The 16,417-nt window shown below is 49.3% G+C and carries 19 protein-coding genes and 1 tRNA gene; 13 read left to right on the plus strand and 7 right to left on the minus strand.

The window, feature by feature from the left end; translation table 11 throughout:
• The first annotated feature begins 85 nt into the window (after window positions 1-85).
• Complete coding sequence (locus NZM01_01700; GenBank protein ID MCS6958748.1) at window positions 86-259, plus strand: hypothetical protein; 174 nt, start codon at window positions 86-88, stop codon at window positions 257-259.
• Between the two features lie 56 nt (window positions 260-315).
• On the opposite strand, the gene pheA is transcribed toward NZM01_01700, so the two are convergent.
• The 4 genes from pheA to NZM01_01720 are packed head-to-tail and all read right to left on the minus strand — an operon-like array spanning window position 316 to window position 4,350.
• Window positions 316-1,146 carry a prephenate dehydratase gene (gene pheA, locus NZM01_01705; protein MCS6958749.1) on the minus strand — a complete coding sequence of 277 codons (831 nt, stop codon included), beginning with the start codon at window positions 1,144-1,146 and terminating at the stop codon, window positions 316-318.
• Window positions 1,139-2,413: a hypothetical protein gene (locus NZM01_01710; protein ID MCS6958750.1), complete on the minus strand. Its 1,275-nt coding sequence runs from the start codon at window positions 2,411-2,413 to the stop codon at window positions 1,139-1,141. Before NZM01_01710 ends, pheA begins: the two co-directional genes overlap by 8 nt.
• 6 nt (window positions 2,414-2,419) lie before the next feature.
• Complete coding sequence (locus NZM01_01715; GenBank protein MCS6958751.1) at window positions 2,420-3,199, minus strand: DUF1350 family protein; 780 nt, start codon at window positions 3,197-3,199, stop codon at window positions 2,420-2,422.
• A 44-nt stretch (window positions 3,200-3,243) separates the two neighbouring features.
• Entirely contained in the window at window positions 3,244-4,350 is a 1,107-nt protein-coding gene (locus NZM01_01720; GenBank protein ID MCS6958752.1) for an exonuclease SbcCD subunit D, read from the minus strand.
• An 81-nt stretch (window positions 4,351-4,431) separates the two neighbouring features.
• Between NZM01_01720 and NZM01_01725 the strand changes: the two genes are divergently transcribed.
• The gene (locus NZM01_01725; GenBank protein MCS6958753.1) at window positions 4,432-5,529 is read left to right on the plus strand and encodes a glycosyl transferase; all 1,098 of its coding nucleotides are present in this window, start codon (window positions 4,432-4,434) and stop codon (window positions 5,527-5,529) included.
• Here NZM01_01725 and rpsN read toward each other — a convergent pair.
• Window positions 5,513-5,818 (minus strand): 30S ribosomal protein S14, encoded by a 306-nt coding sequence (gene rpsN, locus NZM01_01730; GenBank protein ID MCS6958754.1) that lies wholly within the window; start codon window positions 5,816-5,818, stop codon window positions 5,513-5,515. The genes NZM01_01725 and rpsN overlap by 17 nt on opposite strands.
• 89 nt (window positions 5,819-5,907) lie before the next feature.
• Here rpsN and NZM01_01735 point away from each other — a divergent pair, with 89 nt between their 5' ends.
• The 4 genes from NZM01_01735 (at window position 5,908) to NZM01_01750 (ending at window position 11,154) form a co-directional block, all read left to right on the plus strand.
• The gene (locus NZM01_01735) at window positions 5,908-9,078 is read left to right on the plus strand and encodes a SpoIIE family protein phosphatase (GenBank protein ID MCS6958755.1); all 3,171 of its coding nucleotides are present in this window, start codon (window positions 5,908-5,910) and stop codon (window positions 9,076-9,078) included.
• Window positions 9,075-9,599 (plus strand): DUF4330 domain-containing protein, encoded by a 525-nt coding sequence (locus NZM01_01740; protein MCS6958756.1) that lies wholly within the window; start codon window positions 9,075-9,077, stop codon window positions 9,597-9,599. The genes NZM01_01735 and NZM01_01740 overlap by 4 nt, the downstream gene beginning before the upstream one ends.
• A gap of 101 nt (window positions 9,600-9,700) precedes the next feature.
• Window positions 9,701-10,720 (plus strand): UDP-3-O-(3-hydroxymyristoyl)glucosamine N-acyltransferase, encoded by a 1,020-nt coding sequence (gene lpxD, locus NZM01_01745; GenBank protein MCS6958757.1) that lies wholly within the window; start codon window positions 9,701-9,703, stop codon window positions 10,718-10,720.
• Window positions 10,717-11,154 (plus strand): tetratricopeptide repeat protein, encoded by a 438-nt coding sequence (locus NZM01_01750; protein MCS6958758.1) that lies wholly within the window; start codon window positions 10,717-10,719, stop codon window positions 11,152-11,154. The genes lpxD and NZM01_01750 overlap by 4 nt, the downstream gene beginning before the upstream one ends.
• Here NZM01_01750 and NZM01_01755 read toward each other — a convergent pair.
• Window positions 11,143-11,841, minus strand: coding sequence for a TIGR01548 family HAD-type hydrolase (locus NZM01_01755; protein ID MCS6958759.1), 699 nt, complete (start codon window positions 11,839-11,841; stop codon window positions 11,143-11,145). The two genes, NZM01_01750 and NZM01_01755, sit on opposite strands and share 12 nt — an antisense overlap.
• A gap of 40 nt (window positions 11,842-11,881) precedes the next feature.
• Here NZM01_01755 and NZM01_01760 point away from each other — a divergent pair, with 40 nt between their 5' ends.
• The 3 genes from NZM01_01760 to NZM01_01770 are packed head-to-tail and all read left to right on the plus strand — an operon-like array spanning window position 11,882 to window position 13,490.
• Window positions 11,882-12,181 (plus strand): 30S ribosomal protein PSRP-3, encoded by a 300-nt coding sequence (locus NZM01_01760; GenBank protein MCS6958760.1) that lies wholly within the window; start codon window positions 11,882-11,884, stop codon window positions 12,179-12,181.
• 35 nt (window positions 12,182-12,216) lie between these two features.
• Window positions 12,217-12,504: a hypothetical protein gene (locus tag NZM01_01765; GenBank protein MCS6958761.1), complete on the plus strand. Its 288-nt coding sequence runs from the start codon at window positions 12,217-12,219 to the stop codon at window positions 12,502-12,504.
• 38 nt (window positions 12,505-12,542) lie between these two features.
• On the plus strand, window positions 12,543-13,490 hold the full coding sequence (locus NZM01_01770; GenBank protein ID MCS6958762.1) for a slipin family protein: 948 nt from the start codon (window positions 12,543-12,545) through the stop codon (window positions 13,488-13,490).
• 30 nt (window positions 13,491-13,520) lie between these two features.
• Here NZM01_01770 and NZM01_01775 read toward each other — a convergent pair.
• Window positions 13,521-13,600, minus strand: a tRNA-Leu gene (locus NZM01_01775).
• Window positions 13,601-13,754: 154 nt separating this feature from the next.
• On the opposite strand from NZM01_01775, the gene NZM01_01780 reads away from it, so the two are divergent.
• The 4 genes from NZM01_01780 to NZM01_01795 are packed head-to-tail and all read left to right on the plus strand — an operon-like array spanning window position 13,755 to window position 16,376.
• Window positions 13,755-14,591 carry a diguanylate cyclase gene (locus NZM01_01780; protein MCS6958763.1) on the plus strand — a complete coding sequence of 279 codons (837 nt, stop codon included), beginning with the start codon at window positions 13,755-13,757 and terminating at the stop codon, window positions 14,589-14,591.
• A gap of 28 nt (window positions 14,592-14,619) precedes the next feature.
• Window positions 14,620-15,123, plus strand: a complete 504-nt coding sequence (locus NZM01_01785; protein ID MCS6958764.1) for a DNA recombination-mediator protein A — start codon at window positions 14,620-14,622, stop codon at window positions 15,121-15,123.
• A gap of 5 nt (window positions 15,124-15,128) precedes the next feature.
• The gene (locus NZM01_01790; protein MCS6958765.1) at window positions 15,129-15,911 is read left to right on the plus strand and encodes an MBL fold metallo-hydrolase; all 783 of its coding nucleotides are present in this window, start codon (window positions 15,129-15,131) and stop codon (window positions 15,909-15,911) included.
• 33 nt (window positions 15,912-15,944) lie between these two features.
• Window positions 15,945-16,376, plus strand: a complete 432-nt coding sequence (locus NZM01_01795; GenBank protein MCS6958766.1) for an SH3 domain-containing protein — start codon at window positions 15,945-15,947, stop codon at window positions 16,374-16,376.
• Window positions 16,377-16,417 lie beyond the last annotated feature (41 nt).

Raw genomic sequence — 16,417 nt, forward strand, 5'->3', positions numbered from 1 at the left:
AAATATTGAGAAAAGCGGGCAAACTCCCCCTTTTGGACTAAAGTAGGCACAGCAATTATACAAAACTTGATTTTAGTAAAACTTTATGTACAGAAACACTACCAAAGACCCAGTTGTTGCCGCTGTTACTGCTGCTATTGGGGCGGGTACAGTAGCTGCTATTAGTGTCAGTCGCGGACAGCCTCTCTTGGTTGGGATTGCTGTTACTATCTTTGCCACTGTAGTTGCCCTGGTCATCGATGCTTTGTTCTTCGAGTAAAAGAACTTCTACAGCATGGAGGAGAGATGTCTAACTGCAGGCATCTCTTTTTTTGTTTACTGCACTTGTATGATGTCGTAGCTACCAAACACTTTGAGAGTTTCTGTGATCTTTTGCAGAGCCTTAAGCGTGATTTGCATTCCCCTATCCTGCAGACTGGCCTCTACATCTACAAAAAAGATGTACTCCCCCAACCCCCGTTTAGACGGACGGGACTCAATGCGACTGAGATTTATCCCCTGGAGGGCAAACAATTCCAGAGCCGCCACCAAACTACCAGGACGATCGAGGACACTAAACGCCAAAGAAGTTTTCTTGCCAGGATGAGGGCTAGGCTCCCTTGCCAAGACCCAAAAACAGGTGCAATTATCCCCGTAGTCATTGATAGGGCAAGCTAGCACAGGCAAATTATGGAGACTAGCAGCGCGAGGGGAGGCAATTACAGCAACCTTGGCGTCCTGCTGCACCTGGGGCAACATATCTGTGGTGGAGTGGGTAGCAATGCGGTGGGCGTGGGCTAAATGCTGTTCCAGCCACTGTTCACACTGGGAGAGCGCTTGGCGGTGGGAGTAAACTACCTGCACGTTTTGTATTGTAGTTGCACAACTAATAAGGGCATGGCGGATAGGCAGAATAATTGCTTGGTGGATTTGTAGTTCTTCCCACTGCCACATGCCATCTAAAGTAGTAGTAACACTGCCTTCCACGGAATTTTCGACAGGCACAATTGCTAGGGAGCATTCCCCAATTGCTACACTTTTTAAGACCTGGGGAATTGTTGTGTGGGGACACAATTGCCAATCTGATTCAGGGTGTAGTTCCTGATAGATAAGAGCAACAGTTTCTGACCAGGTACCCGCTGGTCCTAAAAAAGCTAACTTAGTCATTCATTTCTCGATAAATAGCAGAAGTGGGAGGAGAAGCCCGCCGTAGGTATTGGAAAATCCAAAACTTAAACAGAGCATCCAAGAATACAGGAACGGTAGCAATAAAAATATCTGTCAATATCACGTTTTCCGGCAAGCCAAAATGGTGAAACAAAACTTTAATCAGGGCATCCCACCCATCGCTAGAGTGATACCCCACAAATGTATCGGTACTCACAATAATTAAAAAGGCTTTGGCACTATCACTCAACCCCGCTAGGGTTTCATAAATAAATTCCTTGACAATTCTCACTTCCCGCCTGCCAAATATAATGATCCCATACACCACCGCCGCACTGGTCAAATCCGCCAACAGATTTTTGATGCCCTCTATGCTCCTGTAGTTATAATCAATAACTAACTTTTCTGCTGCTTTTTTTAATTTCTCTTCCTGCGTGTCCCGATCGATTGGTTTTCCCTGCAATGCTGCTACCAAAGATTCTAATTCAATTTCTTCTTGCACCGATCGGAATTCTTCTAGGGCTTCGGTTTTGAAGTGGTCTTGGAATTTGATTGCTACGGTTTGGGGTTGATACCACCGATCGACGAGGGGAGAGTAAATCAGAGTTTTACTGCCCCATTGGACTACAATGGCTAGGGCAATTAGACTGACAAAAAAACGAATGGCAATAAAGGTACGGCGACGGGTTTGTTCTATCTCGTCCACAACTTCCTGTTCAAACTGAGAGGCACTCCCCGATAGAAGACCGGCAATTTGTTTGAAGGTAAACACTAGGGAATCAGGCACAATACTAGTCGCCCTCTCACGACCTTGATTAAAAATTTGTCGCTTAATTGGTGAAGGTTTAACTGCTGTAGAGTTTTCCCCTACTACTGCAGACACTTCTGTTCTAGTAGTTTGGTTACCGTAGCGCTCCAAATATTTATCAATTAGTTCTAACTTCGCCAAGATTGTTGGAGCACTGTCTGCCTTTTCCCCCAGTAAAACATTCTGTTGCCAGTTACCGGGAGCCAAGTTAACTAGCTTGTACTCCCACAATTTTATCCGAATTACATTGAGATACTTTTGTAATTGTGCTTGAATAACTGTATAAGTGCCACTGCCATAGGTGCCATCATCACGAATCGGTTCTCCCCGAAAGTATTCCATTTCCAACTGTTGAATTTGCAACGCCGCTCTGTAGGCATCCTCAATCGCCTTGGCTGGTCTACTTTGGTACCATTGTTGTAACCGACGACTCAGCTTTTTGCCCCAGGAAAAATCCATAGATACCTAGGTGACAGTCCTTGCTAATAGTCTAATGCGGGACAGCCAATTCAGTAACACTTTCTCTAACATTTCACTATGGCGATAGGTTTCCTGTTTCAGCCATTGGGCAATGGCATCAAGGGGACTGAAGTTTTTCCCTACTTTCCAATTGACCTCTACCCCCATAGAAGTTAAATGATTCCCTGGCAGAGTCTCTACTTTGACTGTGTCAGCAAATTTGTAGCGCAAAATGTCTGCTAAAACGGGAATTTCATCAATATCATCATCCCAGAACTTCACTAACAAGTTGTGTTTCACAGCGTAACGCTCGGCAACTAAGCTATTCAAGGCAGCGGGGGAAGGGCTAAATTCTGCTTCTGCTAGTTCCGGCAAACTCTGTCCTAGCTCCCGAAAGAAAGGAATCGATTGTTTAGCACTGTAATTGTTGTAGGCAATGAAGATGTTACCTGAGCGATCGGGCTGGAATTGGCAATTAATGATAAGGTGAATTTTACAGCCCATACTGTGGCCGATACCAAAAATAGGCAGGGCATCAAAGCCTAATTGGGCTTGGGCAGCCGCAAATTCTGTATAGACATCGCGGGCAATTTGGTAGTGATCAAAGGAATTATTCAAAAACGGTGTAGCTACTACTAGATAACCTGACTGTGCCAATTTTACCAACAGGCGATTGTAACTAATAGGGGGAGCTGCTGCTAGAAATGCACCCCCTAAAAAATGCACCACTCCCTTCACCCGCCGTGGCACTAACACCCAATTGTTACCGATCGCTGCCCAGTTCATTAGCGCTAGCCACTAAACTATATTGTTATGTTAGCTTAACGAAACTAAACTTTTTGCAAGTATTCTAACCCTTTACGGACAAAATCAGCACGGGGAATATCAGGACTGAGGGGACGGGTTGTTAAAAACTGCCGTGCTTCCTGGTACAGTCCCCCCTGGGGTAGAGAGCTGGATTCCTCTCCCTTGGATAGTGGCGGCGGTGTAGTGACAAATAAGTAATGTAGAGCTTGTTGTTGAAATTGCCGAATTTGTCGGTAGTTTAATTGATTTTGGTTAGAACGGGGTAAATTAATCACCCGTTGCCGCACCAGGGCATCAGTAATATCTGTCTGGCGAACATGATCAGCTATTAAATTATCAATCTCCTCGATCGTTTTACCCTGGGCATCAATGATGGGCAGATCAATTGTTTTCCTCGTCTCCAAGGGGTGAAAAAAAACTTTTTTGTGCTCTAAATCAAACTCAATAAACCCCTTCTCTTCCCCTGCCTCTTGCCAAATGTCATTGCTTGTGCGCTCAATTGCTCCGGCGTAGTAGATAAACCGATCGATGTGGTGAAAACTGTGGAAATGCCCACAGGCAACATAGTCCCAATCTTTTTCTAGTAACTCCCTGGGAACCGCAGCGCCACCATAGTCATTTTCCCAATGTTTATCGATCGTGCCGTGCAACAGCAAAACATTAAACCGAAAATCCCGATCGGGTCGTAAGTCCAATTTATCCACCTCTGCCAGGGCATTGTGGGGTAAACAGGCAACCCGAATATCCCCAGTGGCATTAATGATCACTTCGGGCTGTTGCCATACAACTGTGATGCCAGGAATTAAAGCGAATAGTTCTAAAATGCAGGCATTATCTTTTGTTTTGACGGAGTCATGATTACCCGCAATAATAATAGTTTCTATACCTGTTGTGTGGGCAAAATTCTGCCACAGCCTGTGGGTTTGCACCAAAGTTAAATTAGGAGGACGATTGGTGTGAAATACATCCCCCGCAACTAACACTAAATCGGGGGCTAATTCTATAATTTTGGTCAGAGCTTGTTTGAAGGCGCGGAACACGTCTGCTTCCCTTTGATTGATGCCTTTACTTGTCGTTCGACTATAGCTACGAAACCCCAAATGTAAGTCGGCAAGATGGACTAAACGCATGACCAATCTTTATTCCCTCACTTTGGAGATTGTAGCATCTACCAGCTATGATTATTTGTCAATGTTTAGCTAGGAGAAATTATGACTGGTCTATATGTAGCCATCTCTGGACATGGGTTTGGTCACACTACCCGCACTTGTTCAATAGTAGCCGCTGTGCAACATTTTTTACCCGACTTACCCGTCACAATCGTCACCACTAGCCCCCAATGGTTGATTGATTCCTATGTCACGCAACCCTACCACTATCGACCAGTCAGGTTAGATGTGGGGGTAGTCCAAAGGGATGGCTTACAAATGGATAAAACAGCAACTTTAGCGAAGTTAAAAGAGTTGTTGACACAACAACAGGAATTAGTCGCCCAGGAGGCAGCCTATATTCAATCCCAAGGCATCAATTTAGTATTTGCCGATATACCGCCTCTGGCTATAGCTATTGCCCGATCGGTAGGTATCCCCTGCTGGCTCAGTTCTAATTTTGGCTGGGATTTAATTTATCAAGACTGGGTGGCAGAATTACCAGATTTCCAGGAAATAGTAGAGTGGATACAGGATTTATATCGCCAAGTGGATTTACTCCTGCGCCAACCTTTTTGTGAAGCAATGCCCGTCTTTCGCAATAGAATAGATGTAGGTTTAACAGGGGGAACACCTAAATTCAGTCCCGCAGAAATCTATGAAAAATTGCAGTTATCACCCGATCGTTTGGCAGTATTAATTAGCTTTGGCGGTCTAGGATTACAGGCAATTCCCTATGACAATGTGATGAATTATCCTGACTTACAATTTATCACCTTTGACCAAGCAGCGCCCAATTTAGCTAATCTCCTAGTCCTGGCGGGACGTAATATTAGACCTGTAGATATTATGCCCATCTGCGATGTTGTAATTACCAAACCAGGTTACAGCACCATAGCCGAAGCCTGTCGTTTGCAGCGGGGAATTGTCTGTTTGACTCGTTCAGATTTTGCGGAAGGTAAATATCTGCTGGCAGGGGTGCGGAATTATATGCGTCATCACATTATTGAGCCAGAGGATTTTTATCACGGTAAGTGGGAATTTTTATGTAGTCATTTTACACCCCCCCGGTTAACCGACCCGCCTGCTGGAGGGGGAGAATGGACAATTGCGCAAAAAATCGTGACCTATTTCTGTGGGGGGGTTACCAACTGGATTTAACTACGCCTGGCAGTAAGCCCTGGTGTGCCATCTCACGGAGCATATTGCGACAGAGACCAAAATCGCGGTAGTAGGCACGGGGTCTACCCGTGAGGCGGCAGCGGTTGCGTAGACGGGTGGGACTGCTATTGCGGGGAAGGCGTTGTAGTTGCCGATGTAAATTTAGCAGTTCTGCTTGCGTCAGTTCCTCAGTCATCATCCGTTCCTTGAGGGCTTCCCGCTTGGCAGCGTATTTTGCCACTAGCTTTTGGCGCTTCTTCTCGCGCTCGAGCATACTTTTTTTCGCCATACACTTGTCGTAAATTAGGGAGACTCCATCATAGCTTAACTGGGCAAGATAAATCAAACTATACTAGGAGAGTATATTTACAGGTTGCTATGGTCTACACAGATAATGTCGATATATCCAGTGGCAGACTGCTCCAGCGGAGTCTCTTACCCCAACATATTCCTAGCTATCCAGGCTTGGAGATTGCCGCTGATGTATGGACAGCTGTGGACCTAGGGGGGGACTATTATCAGTTCCTAGAGCAACCAGGTCTTTTAGGGGTAGCAATCGCCGATTCCTCAGGCAAGTCAGTAGCAGGAGCAATTCACGCGGCTTTGTTCAAGGGACAACTGGATGTCTTGGCGCAGCAGGGCAAACTCCACAATCCGGTGCAATTACTGACGACTCTCAATAAATTGCTATGTGAAACACCGACAGGAGATGCAATTGCCCTTGCCTATGGGGTGCTGGACTTGAGTACCTACGAACTGCGGGTCAGCAATGCTGGCATTCCTGGTCCCATACTCTACTATGCTAAAAAACAACGCTGTGAAGAAATTGTCAATCCTGCTACTGCCCTAGGACGCTATGACCAAGCCACATTTAAGGTCACTACCCGATCGTTAGAACCAGGGGATGTAGTAGTTTTTTTTAGTGATGGACTGTCAGAGCAGATTAACATTAGGGGGGAGGAGTTTGGGGATTATGCCCTGGCACAGGCTTTAGCCCGATCGGCCCATTTACCAGCCCAAGGTATTTTACACAGCCTCAAGCAGGAACTAGATGAATTTTCAGGGCGGAGTGTCCCCGACGATGATGTTTCTATTGTGGTGATTAAGTTAATCAAAAAGGTAAAGCCTAGCCAACTGCGGGACTGTCCCTACCAGGAGGCATTTCAGGCATGGTTGCGCTCAGAAGAAAAAGATGCATCCTGTCTGCTGCGGGGAATCAGGCTGCAGGAAGCTCTGGAATGGGCAGAGGGACGAGAACTAACTCAATCGGAGCGAGAATTTTTAGAGGCTAGTCAAAGGGTCAATGAGCGGGAGCAACTGCAAGCCCAGCTCCTAGTAGAGGCACAGAAACGGGCAGAAGCCGCAGACCAATTGGAAAAACTTGCCCAGGAACTTGCCCGTAGTCTGGAGGCAGAACGACAACACCGTATCGCGGCAGAGCTGGGAGAACTGCGAGAGCGCATCATTGCCTTGACTAAGTCGGCAGAAACTCTCTACCTTTCTAACAATCAAATTGAAGCCCTCATTGCCAGTGTGATTGCGGGTGTGCAGCTCAAACGCCTGTCGGTACAGCTAGGGGATGAACTGGCTTCCAAGCTGGAGGATAAGGTGAAGATGCAAACGATCGTCACCCTAGAGCAAGTAGTCTACGGCATTCATGAAACCAACCGCCTGGAGGGACATGGTTACTGGGTGAACAAGGTGCGCTTTAGTGCGGATGGTAGCAGTATAGTTTCCGCTAGTAGCGATCGGACGATTCGGGTGTGGAATACCGACGGTAGTCTGCGCCAGGTTCTAACAGGGCACAACAACTGGGTCACCAGTGCCGACTTTAGCCCTGACCAAAGAATTCTAGCTTCCGCTAGCCGCGACAATACTGCCAGGTTGTGGTTTCTCGATGCAGAGAGGGGGTTATACCGCCAGGAGGGTTTTGTTGTCCTCAAGGGACACGATGGACCTGTAATGGATGTGCGCTTTAGCCCCGATGGGGAAATTGTGGCTACCGCCAGTGAAGATAACACGGTCAAACTGTGGAAGACGGACGGCACCCTATTGAAAACCCTGCGTAATGGGCATAGTAAGTGGGTGAGCTGTGTTGCCTTTAGCCCCAACGGCAAGGTGATTGCCTCCGGCAGTGCCGACCGCACGATCGTGCTTTGGAATCGGGAGGGGGCGATTGTGCAGGTGCTAAAGGGGCACGAGAGTTTTGTCGAGGATTTAGCCTTTGACCCCAAGGGACAGGCATTGGCATCGGTGGGGCGGGATCGCACGGTGCGGCTGTGGAATACGGAGGGGATGTTGATTCAAACCTTTGAGGGACACAAGGACAAGGTGTGGGGCGTGGCCTTTAGTCCAGATGGTGAAATTATAGCTAGTGGCAGTGCCGATCGGACAGTCAAACTCTGGGACTTGCGGGGCAATTTGCTCAAAACTTTAAGCGGGCACGGGGACGTAGTCCAGACTGTAGCCTTTAGTCCGAATGGCAAAATCCTCATCTCCGGCAGTCGGGATACAACAGTGAAGCTGTGGAATTTTCTGGGCACACCCCTAAAGACCCTTACGGGTCCAGAGGAAGCTATTAACTGTTGTGCTGTCAGTCCTGATGGGAAAATCATTGCTGCCGGTAGCCGTGACCGCCAAGTACAGGTGTGGATTGCTTCCGGCAAACCCGTCTATCGCATCAAGGATCACCACAACGATCGGGTGACCAGTGTCTGCTTTAGCCCCGATGGGCGCATGATTCTAACGGGTTGTGCTGATAACAGTGTACGGTTGTGGGAAACCCGATCGGGTCGTTTGTTGCTGACCATGACGCGGCATCGCGAGGAAGTCCATCAAGTGGCATTTCGTCCCGACGGGCAAGTGATAGCATCCTGTTCGGCAGATGGTACGATTCGGCTGTGGGACTTGCGGGGAGATTGTCTAGACACCTTGCAGGAGCACTTGGGAGATGTCTATACCATCACCTTTAATCCTGAGGGGACAAAGCTAGCATCAGGGGGCAAAGACCGCAACATTGTTATTTGGAATTGGAACGGCAAGGTTGAGCGCGTCTTTGAAGCCCACAGTGCGGAAATTTTGACAGTAGCCTTTAGTCCTGATGGCAAAATGATTGCCTCTGGCAGTGCCGATCAGAGTGTGAAGCTTTGGACCCTAGAAGGCAAACTGATCAAAACCCTCAACGGGCACAGTGCAGAAGTGCATCAAGTGGCTTTTCACCCTGATGGTACAACCCTAGCTTCTGCGGGGGACGACCACCTCGTACAGTTTTGGAGTATTGATGGGACACTGCTGCGATCGTTTACGGGGCACCAGGGACCAGTGCGGGGGGTGTGCTTCAGTCCCAATGGCAAGACCCTGATTTCTGCCAGTGCGGATTTGCGGGTAATTATGTGGAATTTAGACCTGGAAAACTTACTAACGCGGGGCTGTACTTGGCTACAGGAATATTTACGCACTAACGGCTATGTTTCTGAGCAGGACCGCCGCACCTGTTTAGGGGGCTGTAGTTGGTTCTTCAAATATCTCAAGGGGGAGAATACCAAATGATCGACCAGCAGGGCAGACTGTTTGGTAAGGTGAGCATTCTGGACATTGGGGCAGTGCTGCTTATCCTGGGAGTGCTGGCAGGATTATTAGTTGTCCCCAGTAAAAGCGGCTATTCTGTTGCCCAGGTGGCTACGGCAGTCAGCAAACCGGTGGAGATTGAGATTATGGTCAGGGGCTTGACCGTGAAGGAACCCGATCGGCTGCTGCAGCCAGGGGAAAAGACCAGCATTCTCATTCGCAACCAGGAGCGGGGCAAGGTTGACATCACAAAAGTAGAAGTGTTGATTCCCAAGATTCCTGTCCCCAAACTCGATGGCACAGTGGTGACAGTAGAAGACCCCCGTCTTGCTGATACCTATGTGCGGGACTTTGCCATTACGCTGGCGGGGAATGCCCAAGTGACAGGGGAAGAGGTAGTTTTGGCAGGGGAAAAGGTCAAAATTGGCACACCGATCGAGATTGAGGGGGCACGCTATTCCATTCGTGGTAGTGTGATGGGCATCCACATCCTTAATCGCTAAAAATCCCCACCTGGTGAGCTTGTCGAACCAGAGCTTGCCTTCGATGAACTCAGTCCGTCCGCCAAACCAAAGTCAAACAATTGTTGAGGTTAAGTTTTGCCATGCGTTTCCATGAGATTTTACAAACCTTGGGCATAGAGATTGGCGATACCCCTGACCTAGAACTCAGGGGAGTCAACACCCTAGAGCAGGCACAGCCCACGGAACTCGCCTTTTTAGAAAACAAACGTTTTTACCCCCAATTGCAAATCACCCAGGCGGGGGCACTGATTCTCCCCCAGGAAGCGGCAGCCCGAAAAATTGCCCAGGAGCGGCAGATTCCCCACGTGTGTGTCCCCAATCCCCGTCTGGTTTTTGCCAAGGCGATGGCATTGTTTCATCCTCCCCAGCGTTTAGCAGCAGGTATTCATCCCACCGCAGTTCTAGGCAAGGGAGTGCAGGTGGGAGCAGGAGTAGCGATCGGAGCATACACAGTGATCGGCGACGGAGTCACGATCGGCAACGACGTGCAAATTTATCCCCACGTTACTATTTATGACAATGTGGCTATAGGGGATCGGACAGTCATTCACAGCCAGTGTGCTATTCACAGTAACACCGTAATTGGGTCTGATTGCATTCTGCACAGTGGGGTAGTCATAGGGGATGAGGGATTTGGCTTTGTGCCCCAGCCCGACGGCACCTGGTGGAAAATGCCCCAGGTAGGGCAGGTAGTAATTGAGGATGGGGTAGAGATTGGGTGCCATAGCTGTATCGATCGGGCTGCCCTGGGAGTGACCCGCATTGGCAGGGGGACAAAGATTGACAACTTGGTGCAGATAGGGCATGGCTGTAGCATTGGGGAGAACTCCCTCCTAGCAGGGCAAGTGGGGCTAGCAGGGGGCGTAAAACTAGGGCGCAACGTCGTGTTAGCGGGGCAGGTGGGAGTGACCAACCATGTACACATTGGCGATCAATCAGTAATTGCTGCCCAGTCTGGTGTGGCAGAAGATGTACCCCCCAAGTCTGAGTTGATGGGTTATCCTGCCTTTGCCAGCAAAGACTTCTTCCGTGCCACCGTACTATTCCGTCGTCTGCCGGAACTTTATAAAATAATCAAACAACTGCAAGCAAAACTATGACTAACGAGCCTAATCTCAAGGTGGCGGAAGACTTATTCCAGCAGGGACTAGAGCGCTACAAAGCGGGGGAAGATGCTGCCAGTTTGATCCCCCTCTACAAAGAAATTACCGATCGCCAGCCCAAAGTTGCCAGTGGGTGGACTTGTCTCGCTTGGCTCTATCTATTGAATAACCAAGCCCAGGAAGCAGTCAAAGCTGCTAAGCAAGCAGTCAAACTCAGCCCCGAAGACCCCCAAGCCCGCATCAATTTAGCCATTGCACTCCTAGAGACAGGGCAGAAAGGAGTACGGGAACAGGTGGAAGCCGCCCAAAACTGGCTAATGTTACTCAGTGACCTGCGCAGTGAGATTGAAGAGAACTTTGCCGAAGGAGCCCGCCGCCGTCCCAACTGGGAAGCCTTAGAAAAAGTGCGCAAGTGGGTATTAGAAGGTTAAGTCCACTAACCGCCTGAGCACCCGATCGGCTCCCCTCTGCCGCAACACTTCCCCATAGGCCACTTCCTCCGTGACATGGGGGGGAATCACCCCAATTGCCTTGTAGGTACGACTCTGATCCCGCTCTCTGGCTTGGCAGACCGTCAACATATCCGCCACCGTATCCCCCACATAGAGGACGTGGGAGCGATCGAGCTTTTCAGCAATCTGGATCAAGCCCGTGGGGTCAGGTTTGCCAGGGGCATCTTCCATTGCTACTAAGAGGGGATTATCCAGTCCCAAGCGCCGTAATACAAACAATGCTGAAGCCCGCGTGGCGCCGCTAAAAAAACCCCAGGGAATTCCCTGTGCCTCTAGCCCTTGAAAAAACTGCCGATCGACTAGCAGCGGTTCCTGTTGAATGTAGCCATCCCAATTTTGCCCCCGATAGCGAGCCTGGAAGAAACTGACAATCTGCTGGTACTCCACCTCTACCTGGGGCGCAAAGCGGCGGATCAGTTCCTGGGAAGCCCGCCAGTCGTTATTCCACAGCCCTTCCTGCTTCAAGCGATCGATTTCCCCCATCGTCGGTCGCCTACCGCTAAAATGTTCCACCGTATCAGCAATGGCACGGCGATAGGACTGGCTCACATCCCTAATTACGCCATCAATATCTAAGACTAGAGCACAACTTTGCTGTGAAATCATGGTAAATTAAAGAACTGCAACTATTGGAGGATAGACCAGTTTGACCCAACTTGTGCTAAAAGTTCTGTGGCTGGAAGACAATGTTGCCCTGGCAGTAGACCAGATTGTGGGCAAGGGGAATAGCCCCCTGACCAAATATTTCTTCTGGCCCCGTGACGATGCCTGGGAGCAGCTCAATGAGGAAATCAAATCGAAGAAATGGATTAGCGATGAAGACCGCATTATGATTCTCAACAAAGCCACAGAGGTCATCAATTACTGGCAAGAAGAAGGCAAGGGCAAACCCATGTCGGAGGCGCAACAAAAATTCCCTGACGTAATATTTACAGGCAGCTCCTAGGTTATTATGGCAAGGGAGGTGACCACTGTCTTGCCATGGCTAAGATAAAAGACTGCGATCGTTGTCGCTTCTATTCCCACAGCCACTTTCTGGTATGTGCCCTCCATCCCGATGGGGTAGATGCTCCTACCTGCCCCGACTTTGAAAGCTCAGACCTTTGGGAACCAGAGGACATTAACCAGTACAGCATTCTCCAGGAATTTGATTGGCACCCCCTCTTCACTGGCAGATGCCCTGAGTGTAACAGACCCTTTTCACGGCGTAAGCTCCCTCCCCTCCATTGGCGCTGCGAAGCTTGCGGTTGGCAGGAAGACCTCACGTAGTATACGATTTTATTTAAGCGGGGAGGGAGAGGAAGGAGATGGAAGGTAAGGAGGAGCTAAAGCCGGAAGATAGAGATATAAGCAAAGTCTATGCTACTCCAGGCGTAGAACATATCTTCCTAGGCGGTCCTATCAGGAACATCCTGTTTTGGATACCCACCTTAATTTTGTTTCTGATATTGGGAGGGACCAACCCTGCACAGTGGGGAAAGAGGGTGCCCCATTTGGTAGGAGCAGTCATTGCTAGTACTATTTGGGGTCAGATAGTCAGGGGGGTGAGGGTAGCAGCGGAGTGGGAAAAAGCTGTCATCTTGACTCTAGGCAAGTTTTCCGAAATACGTGGTTCAGGAATCTTCTACGTTGTACCCGTCATAGAAAGTGTACGTTTCGTTGATACGCGGGTACAGGTGATTAACATCCCCAAACAAAGAGCCATTACCCGTGATAATGTACCTGTGGTAGTGGATAGTGCTCTTTTCCTAGTGGTAAAAAACGCTGGTCTGGCGGTGACCAAGGTACAGAATTATCGCTTTGCTACAGCTCAGTATGCACAAGCGGCTTTGAGAGATGTAGTCGGTGCTTCTACCCTCGATGAATTGCTCTCGGAAAGGGAAAAAGTACAGGAGCAAATTGCCTCAATTGTGGGAGAGAAAGTGAGGAATTGGGGTATTGACATCGACTCTGTGCAGCTGCAGGACTTCGATTTGCCGGAGGAGTTGAAAAAGGTAATGGCGCGGCAGGCTTCCGCAGAGCGGGAAAAACGGGCTACAATCACCAAGGCAGAGGGCGATCGGTTAGCTGCCCAGAACCTTGCTGAGGCAGCACAGCTGATGCGGGATAATCCCATTGCCCTAGAGCTACGTACTTTACAGACAATAGACGGTCTTGCTAGTAGTCCCTCCAACACCGTGATTCTCTTCCCTATGGAGCTAGGCAGTGTACTGAAAAGCCTGCAAACTAATCAACTGAGCAGTTCAGACAAATAGGCCTTCTCTCCTTCTCCATTTCCAAGCCTATGCGGTCAGGGAGACTCGAACTCCCACGGTTGCCCACTACCACCTCAAAGTAGCGCGTCTACCAATTCCGCCATGACCGCAACTACAAAGTATTTTTAATTATAGTGCAACCACCCTCATCCCAACAACAAGTTTGTTCCTACCAATTCCTTTACTGTAGACGAGCGAAAAAATTTTCCCTTGCCCCCAGCAAAGGTTAGTTAAGATTAAGGCAAGGAGCTGTTCTAATTCCCCATGTCTGACCAGGTGGAGGAACTAAAACAAAGGATCAAGGAACTGGAGGAACAGAAAGCAGACTTGGAAGCAGCTCTCCAAGTAGCAGTCGAGCATGGAGACGCAGTAGAAGCCCAACTGATTGAAGCTAATAAGCAGCTGCGAGATGAAATTCAGCGGCGCCACCAGATGGAGCTCTATCTCAAAAAGGTAGCACGGGACCGTGAAAAGGAAAAACAGGACTTGATGATTATTTTGGAAACTCTAGTTGCCCATGGGGATGCGATCGATGACCAATGGCGACAGGAAATGGCAATGGTCACTCTCCTGGCGGAAACCGATGCGCTGACAATGATTGGCAATCGCCGTCGCTTTGATACCTACCTCTACCAACAGTGGGAGCTAATGCAGGTAAAGATTTCTCCCCTCTCCCTCATTCTCTGTGATGTGGATTTTTTCAAGCCCTACAACGACCATTACGGTCACCCCCAAGGGGATGAATGTCTGAAAAAAATTGCCCATGCCCTTAGTTCCGTGGTGCGCAGTGGTTCTGATATGGTCTGTCGCTATGGCGGTGAAGAGTTTGGCATTATTCTCCCCAATACCGATGCCTATCAAGCTGTTATGATTGCCGAGCGCATTCTCAGGGTCATCCAGGAGTTAGCCATCCCCCATGCCTACTCCCCCGTTGCTAATATCGTCACCCTCAGTCTTGGTATCGCCACGATCGTGCCCCATTCCCAAGTCGTCCTACCTCACTTGATCCAAGTTGCTGATACCATGCTCTACCGAGCCAAGGAATTGGGACGCAATCGGTATGCTGTGCAAGATTTGACCGATCGGTGTAAGATAAGATAATGTGCGCCTCGTTACAGGAAGAGTCCCCTTGACCAAGTCGATCGACTTACCGAAAGTAGACGAATTTTTACAAGAACTGGCGATGATCCAACAGCAGGGGTCAAAACGGATTGCGATCCTAGGGTCTCGTCATGTGCCTATTACCCATCAGAATCTAATAGAGCTATTGAGCTATGCCCTGGCTTTAGCAGGCAATCGTATTATCACTTCTGGTTCGACAGGCACCAATTTTGCGGTAATTCGGGGGGTATTGCGGGCTGACCCTAACTTGCTGACAGTGATTTTACCCCAGAGTTTGTCTAAACAATCCCCAGACTCCCAGGAACAACTGGCAAATGTAATTCATCTAATTGAGCACGCCGAAAATAATCACCTCAGTTTGGGGGAAGCCAGTGCTCTCTGTAATCAAGAAATTATTATGAAGTGCCAGCAGCTGATCTGTTTTGCCTTCCATGATAGCCATACCCTCCTCCGTACTTGCCAAGAGGCAGAAGAACAGCGTAAAGTCGTCACGCTCTTTTATTTCGACTAGCCTTTATGCAACGCCGATATTTTATCCATGCAGGGGTAGGACTGGGCATGAGCCTCCTGTTATCCCCGATCGCGGCGGCAGCACCCCTTACCGTCACCTGGTTGGGGCACATGAGTTTTTTGTTCCAAGATGGCAAACGGCGGATTTTTACCCATCCCTTTAAGTCAGTGGGCTGTAATGCTGGTCGTCCCACACCCAAACCAGCGGCAGATTTGGTCTTGGTTAGTTCTGCTCTCCTAGACGAAGGTTTTGTGGCGAATGTCCCCGAGGCTACGCCTATTCTCTCTCAACCCGGCTCCTACAATTTACTGGGGATGACATTCCAGGGGATTCGCATGGCTCACGATCGTTCTGAGGGCAGGCGGTTTGGTGTTAATGTGGCGTGGCGGTGGCAACAGGGGGGTATTAATATCCTACACTTGGGGGGAGCGGCAGCCCCGTTTTTAGTAGAGGAGCGCATCTTGATGGGTCGTCCTGACGTGGCTATTGTGCCTGTGGGGGGGGGAGCTAAAGCTTACAACCCCGAAGAAGCTAAGAGTGCTATTACCAGTCTCAATCCCAGGATAGTAATTCCTGTCCACTATCGTCCTGCCAAAGCTGATGCTGCTGCCTGTGACCTGCAACCTTTGTCCGACTTTCTCAGTTTGTTCCCCCCCGATGTGGTCAAGCGCTTGAATAGCAACACCGCCAGTTGGACGGTCGCCCAACTACCCCAGACACTGCAAATTGTTGTCTTTGCGGAAACCCCTGCTCCTCTCCAGAGAACTACCCCGCCTAAACGCCCATAATGTGGTACAACAAGGTAGCTTGAGCGCGTGCCTATGAGCGGTACATTTCGCGGGAACGTTGGTTTGCTATTTGTCTTGGGTGTAGTGCTCACCCTGGGATTCAATCTTTGGCGCTTAATCCAACCCTATACCCAACCCCCCCCCCGTCCTGAATTTCCCAGTGCTGCTAAAGCCAAGACCCCTCCCCCGCCCCAAGCTGTTAGCCCGCCACCCACCACTGCACCAAAAGTGGAAGAGGAGAAGCCAGAAGTACCAGCGATCGGTAAAGGCAAAGTGGTGCCCGACATTGGCTTAGTCCTAAGGGAATCCCCCTCTAGTGAAAGTGGGGGGAGTAGTGGTGTGCCCTTTAATGCCGAAATCTCCATCCTAGAGGAGACAGAAGACGGGGAATGGCTAAAAATCCGCGATGACAGTACAGGGGCAACCGGTTGGGTGCGATCGGCAAATATCGATCGGGTTTTCTGATACCATAGCGGTATAGTTTTAACATCTAACTAAGGGAAAAA

It is taken from the genome of Pseudanabaenaceae cyanobacterium SKYG29 (assembly GCA_025055675.1).
Lineage (GTDB): Bacteria > Cyanobacteriota > Cyanobacteriia > Pseudanabaenales > Pseudanabaenaceae > M5B4.

Coding starts and splice junctions, on each gene's coding strand:
- NZM01_01700 (MCS6958748.1), top strand. CDS start 86: ATGTACAGAAACACTACCAAAGACCCAGTTGTTGCCGCTGTTACTGCT.
- pheA (MCS6958749.1), bottom strand. CDS start 1,146: ATGACTAAGTTAGCTTTTTTAGGACCAGCGGGTACCTGGTCAGAAACT.
- NZM01_01710 (MCS6958750.1), bottom strand. CDS start 2,413: ATGGATTTTTCCTGGGGCAAAAAGCTGAGTCGTCGGTTACAACAATGG.
- NZM01_01715 (MCS6958751.1), bottom strand. CDS start 3,199: ATGAACTGGGCAGCGATCGGTAACAATTGGGTGTTAGTGCCACGGCGG.
- NZM01_01720 (MCS6958752.1), bottom strand. CDS start 4,350: ATGCGTTTAGTCCATCTTGCCGACTTACATTTGGGGTTTCGTAGCTAT.
- NZM01_01725 (MCS6958753.1), top strand. CDS start 4,432: ATGACTGGTCTATATGTAGCCATCTCTGGACATGGGTTTGGTCACACT.
- rpsN (MCS6958754.1), bottom strand. CDS start 5,818: ATGGCGAAAAAAAGTATGCTCGAGCGCGAGAAGAAGCGCCAAAAGCTA.
- NZM01_01735 (MCS6958755.1), top strand. CDS start 5,908: ATGGTCTACACAGATAATGTCGATATATCCAGTGGCAGACTGCTCCAG.
- NZM01_01740 (MCS6958756.1), top strand. CDS start 9,075: ATGATCGACCAGCAGGGCAGACTGTTTGGTAAGGTGAGCATTCTGGAC.
- lpxD (MCS6958757.1), top strand. CDS start 9,701: ATGCGTTTCCATGAGATTTTACAAACCTTGGGCATAGAGATTGGCGAT.
- NZM01_01750 (MCS6958758.1), top strand. CDS start 10,717: ATGACTAACGAGCCTAATCTCAAGGTGGCGGAAGACTTATTCCAGCAG.
- NZM01_01755 (MCS6958759.1), bottom strand. CDS start 11,841: ATGATTTCACAGCAAAGTTGTGCTCTAGTCTTAGATATTGATGGCGTA.
- NZM01_01765 (MCS6958761.1), top strand. CDS start 12,217: ATGGCTAAGATAAAAGACTGCGATCGTTGTCGCTTCTATTCCCACAGC.
- NZM01_01770 (MCS6958762.1), top strand. CDS start 12,543: ATGGAAGGTAAGGAGGAGCTAAAGCCGGAAGATAGAGATATAAGCAAA.
- NZM01_01780 (MCS6958763.1), top strand. CDS start 13,755: ATGTCTGACCAGGTGGAGGAACTAAAACAAAGGATCAAGGAACTGGAG.
- NZM01_01790 (MCS6958765.1), top strand. CDS start 15,129: ATGCAACGCCGATATTTTATCCATGCAGGGGTAGGACTGGGCATGAGC.
- NZM01_01795 (MCS6958766.1), top strand. CDS start 15,945: ATGAGCGGTACATTTCGCGGGAACGTTGGTTTGCTATTTGTCTTGGGT.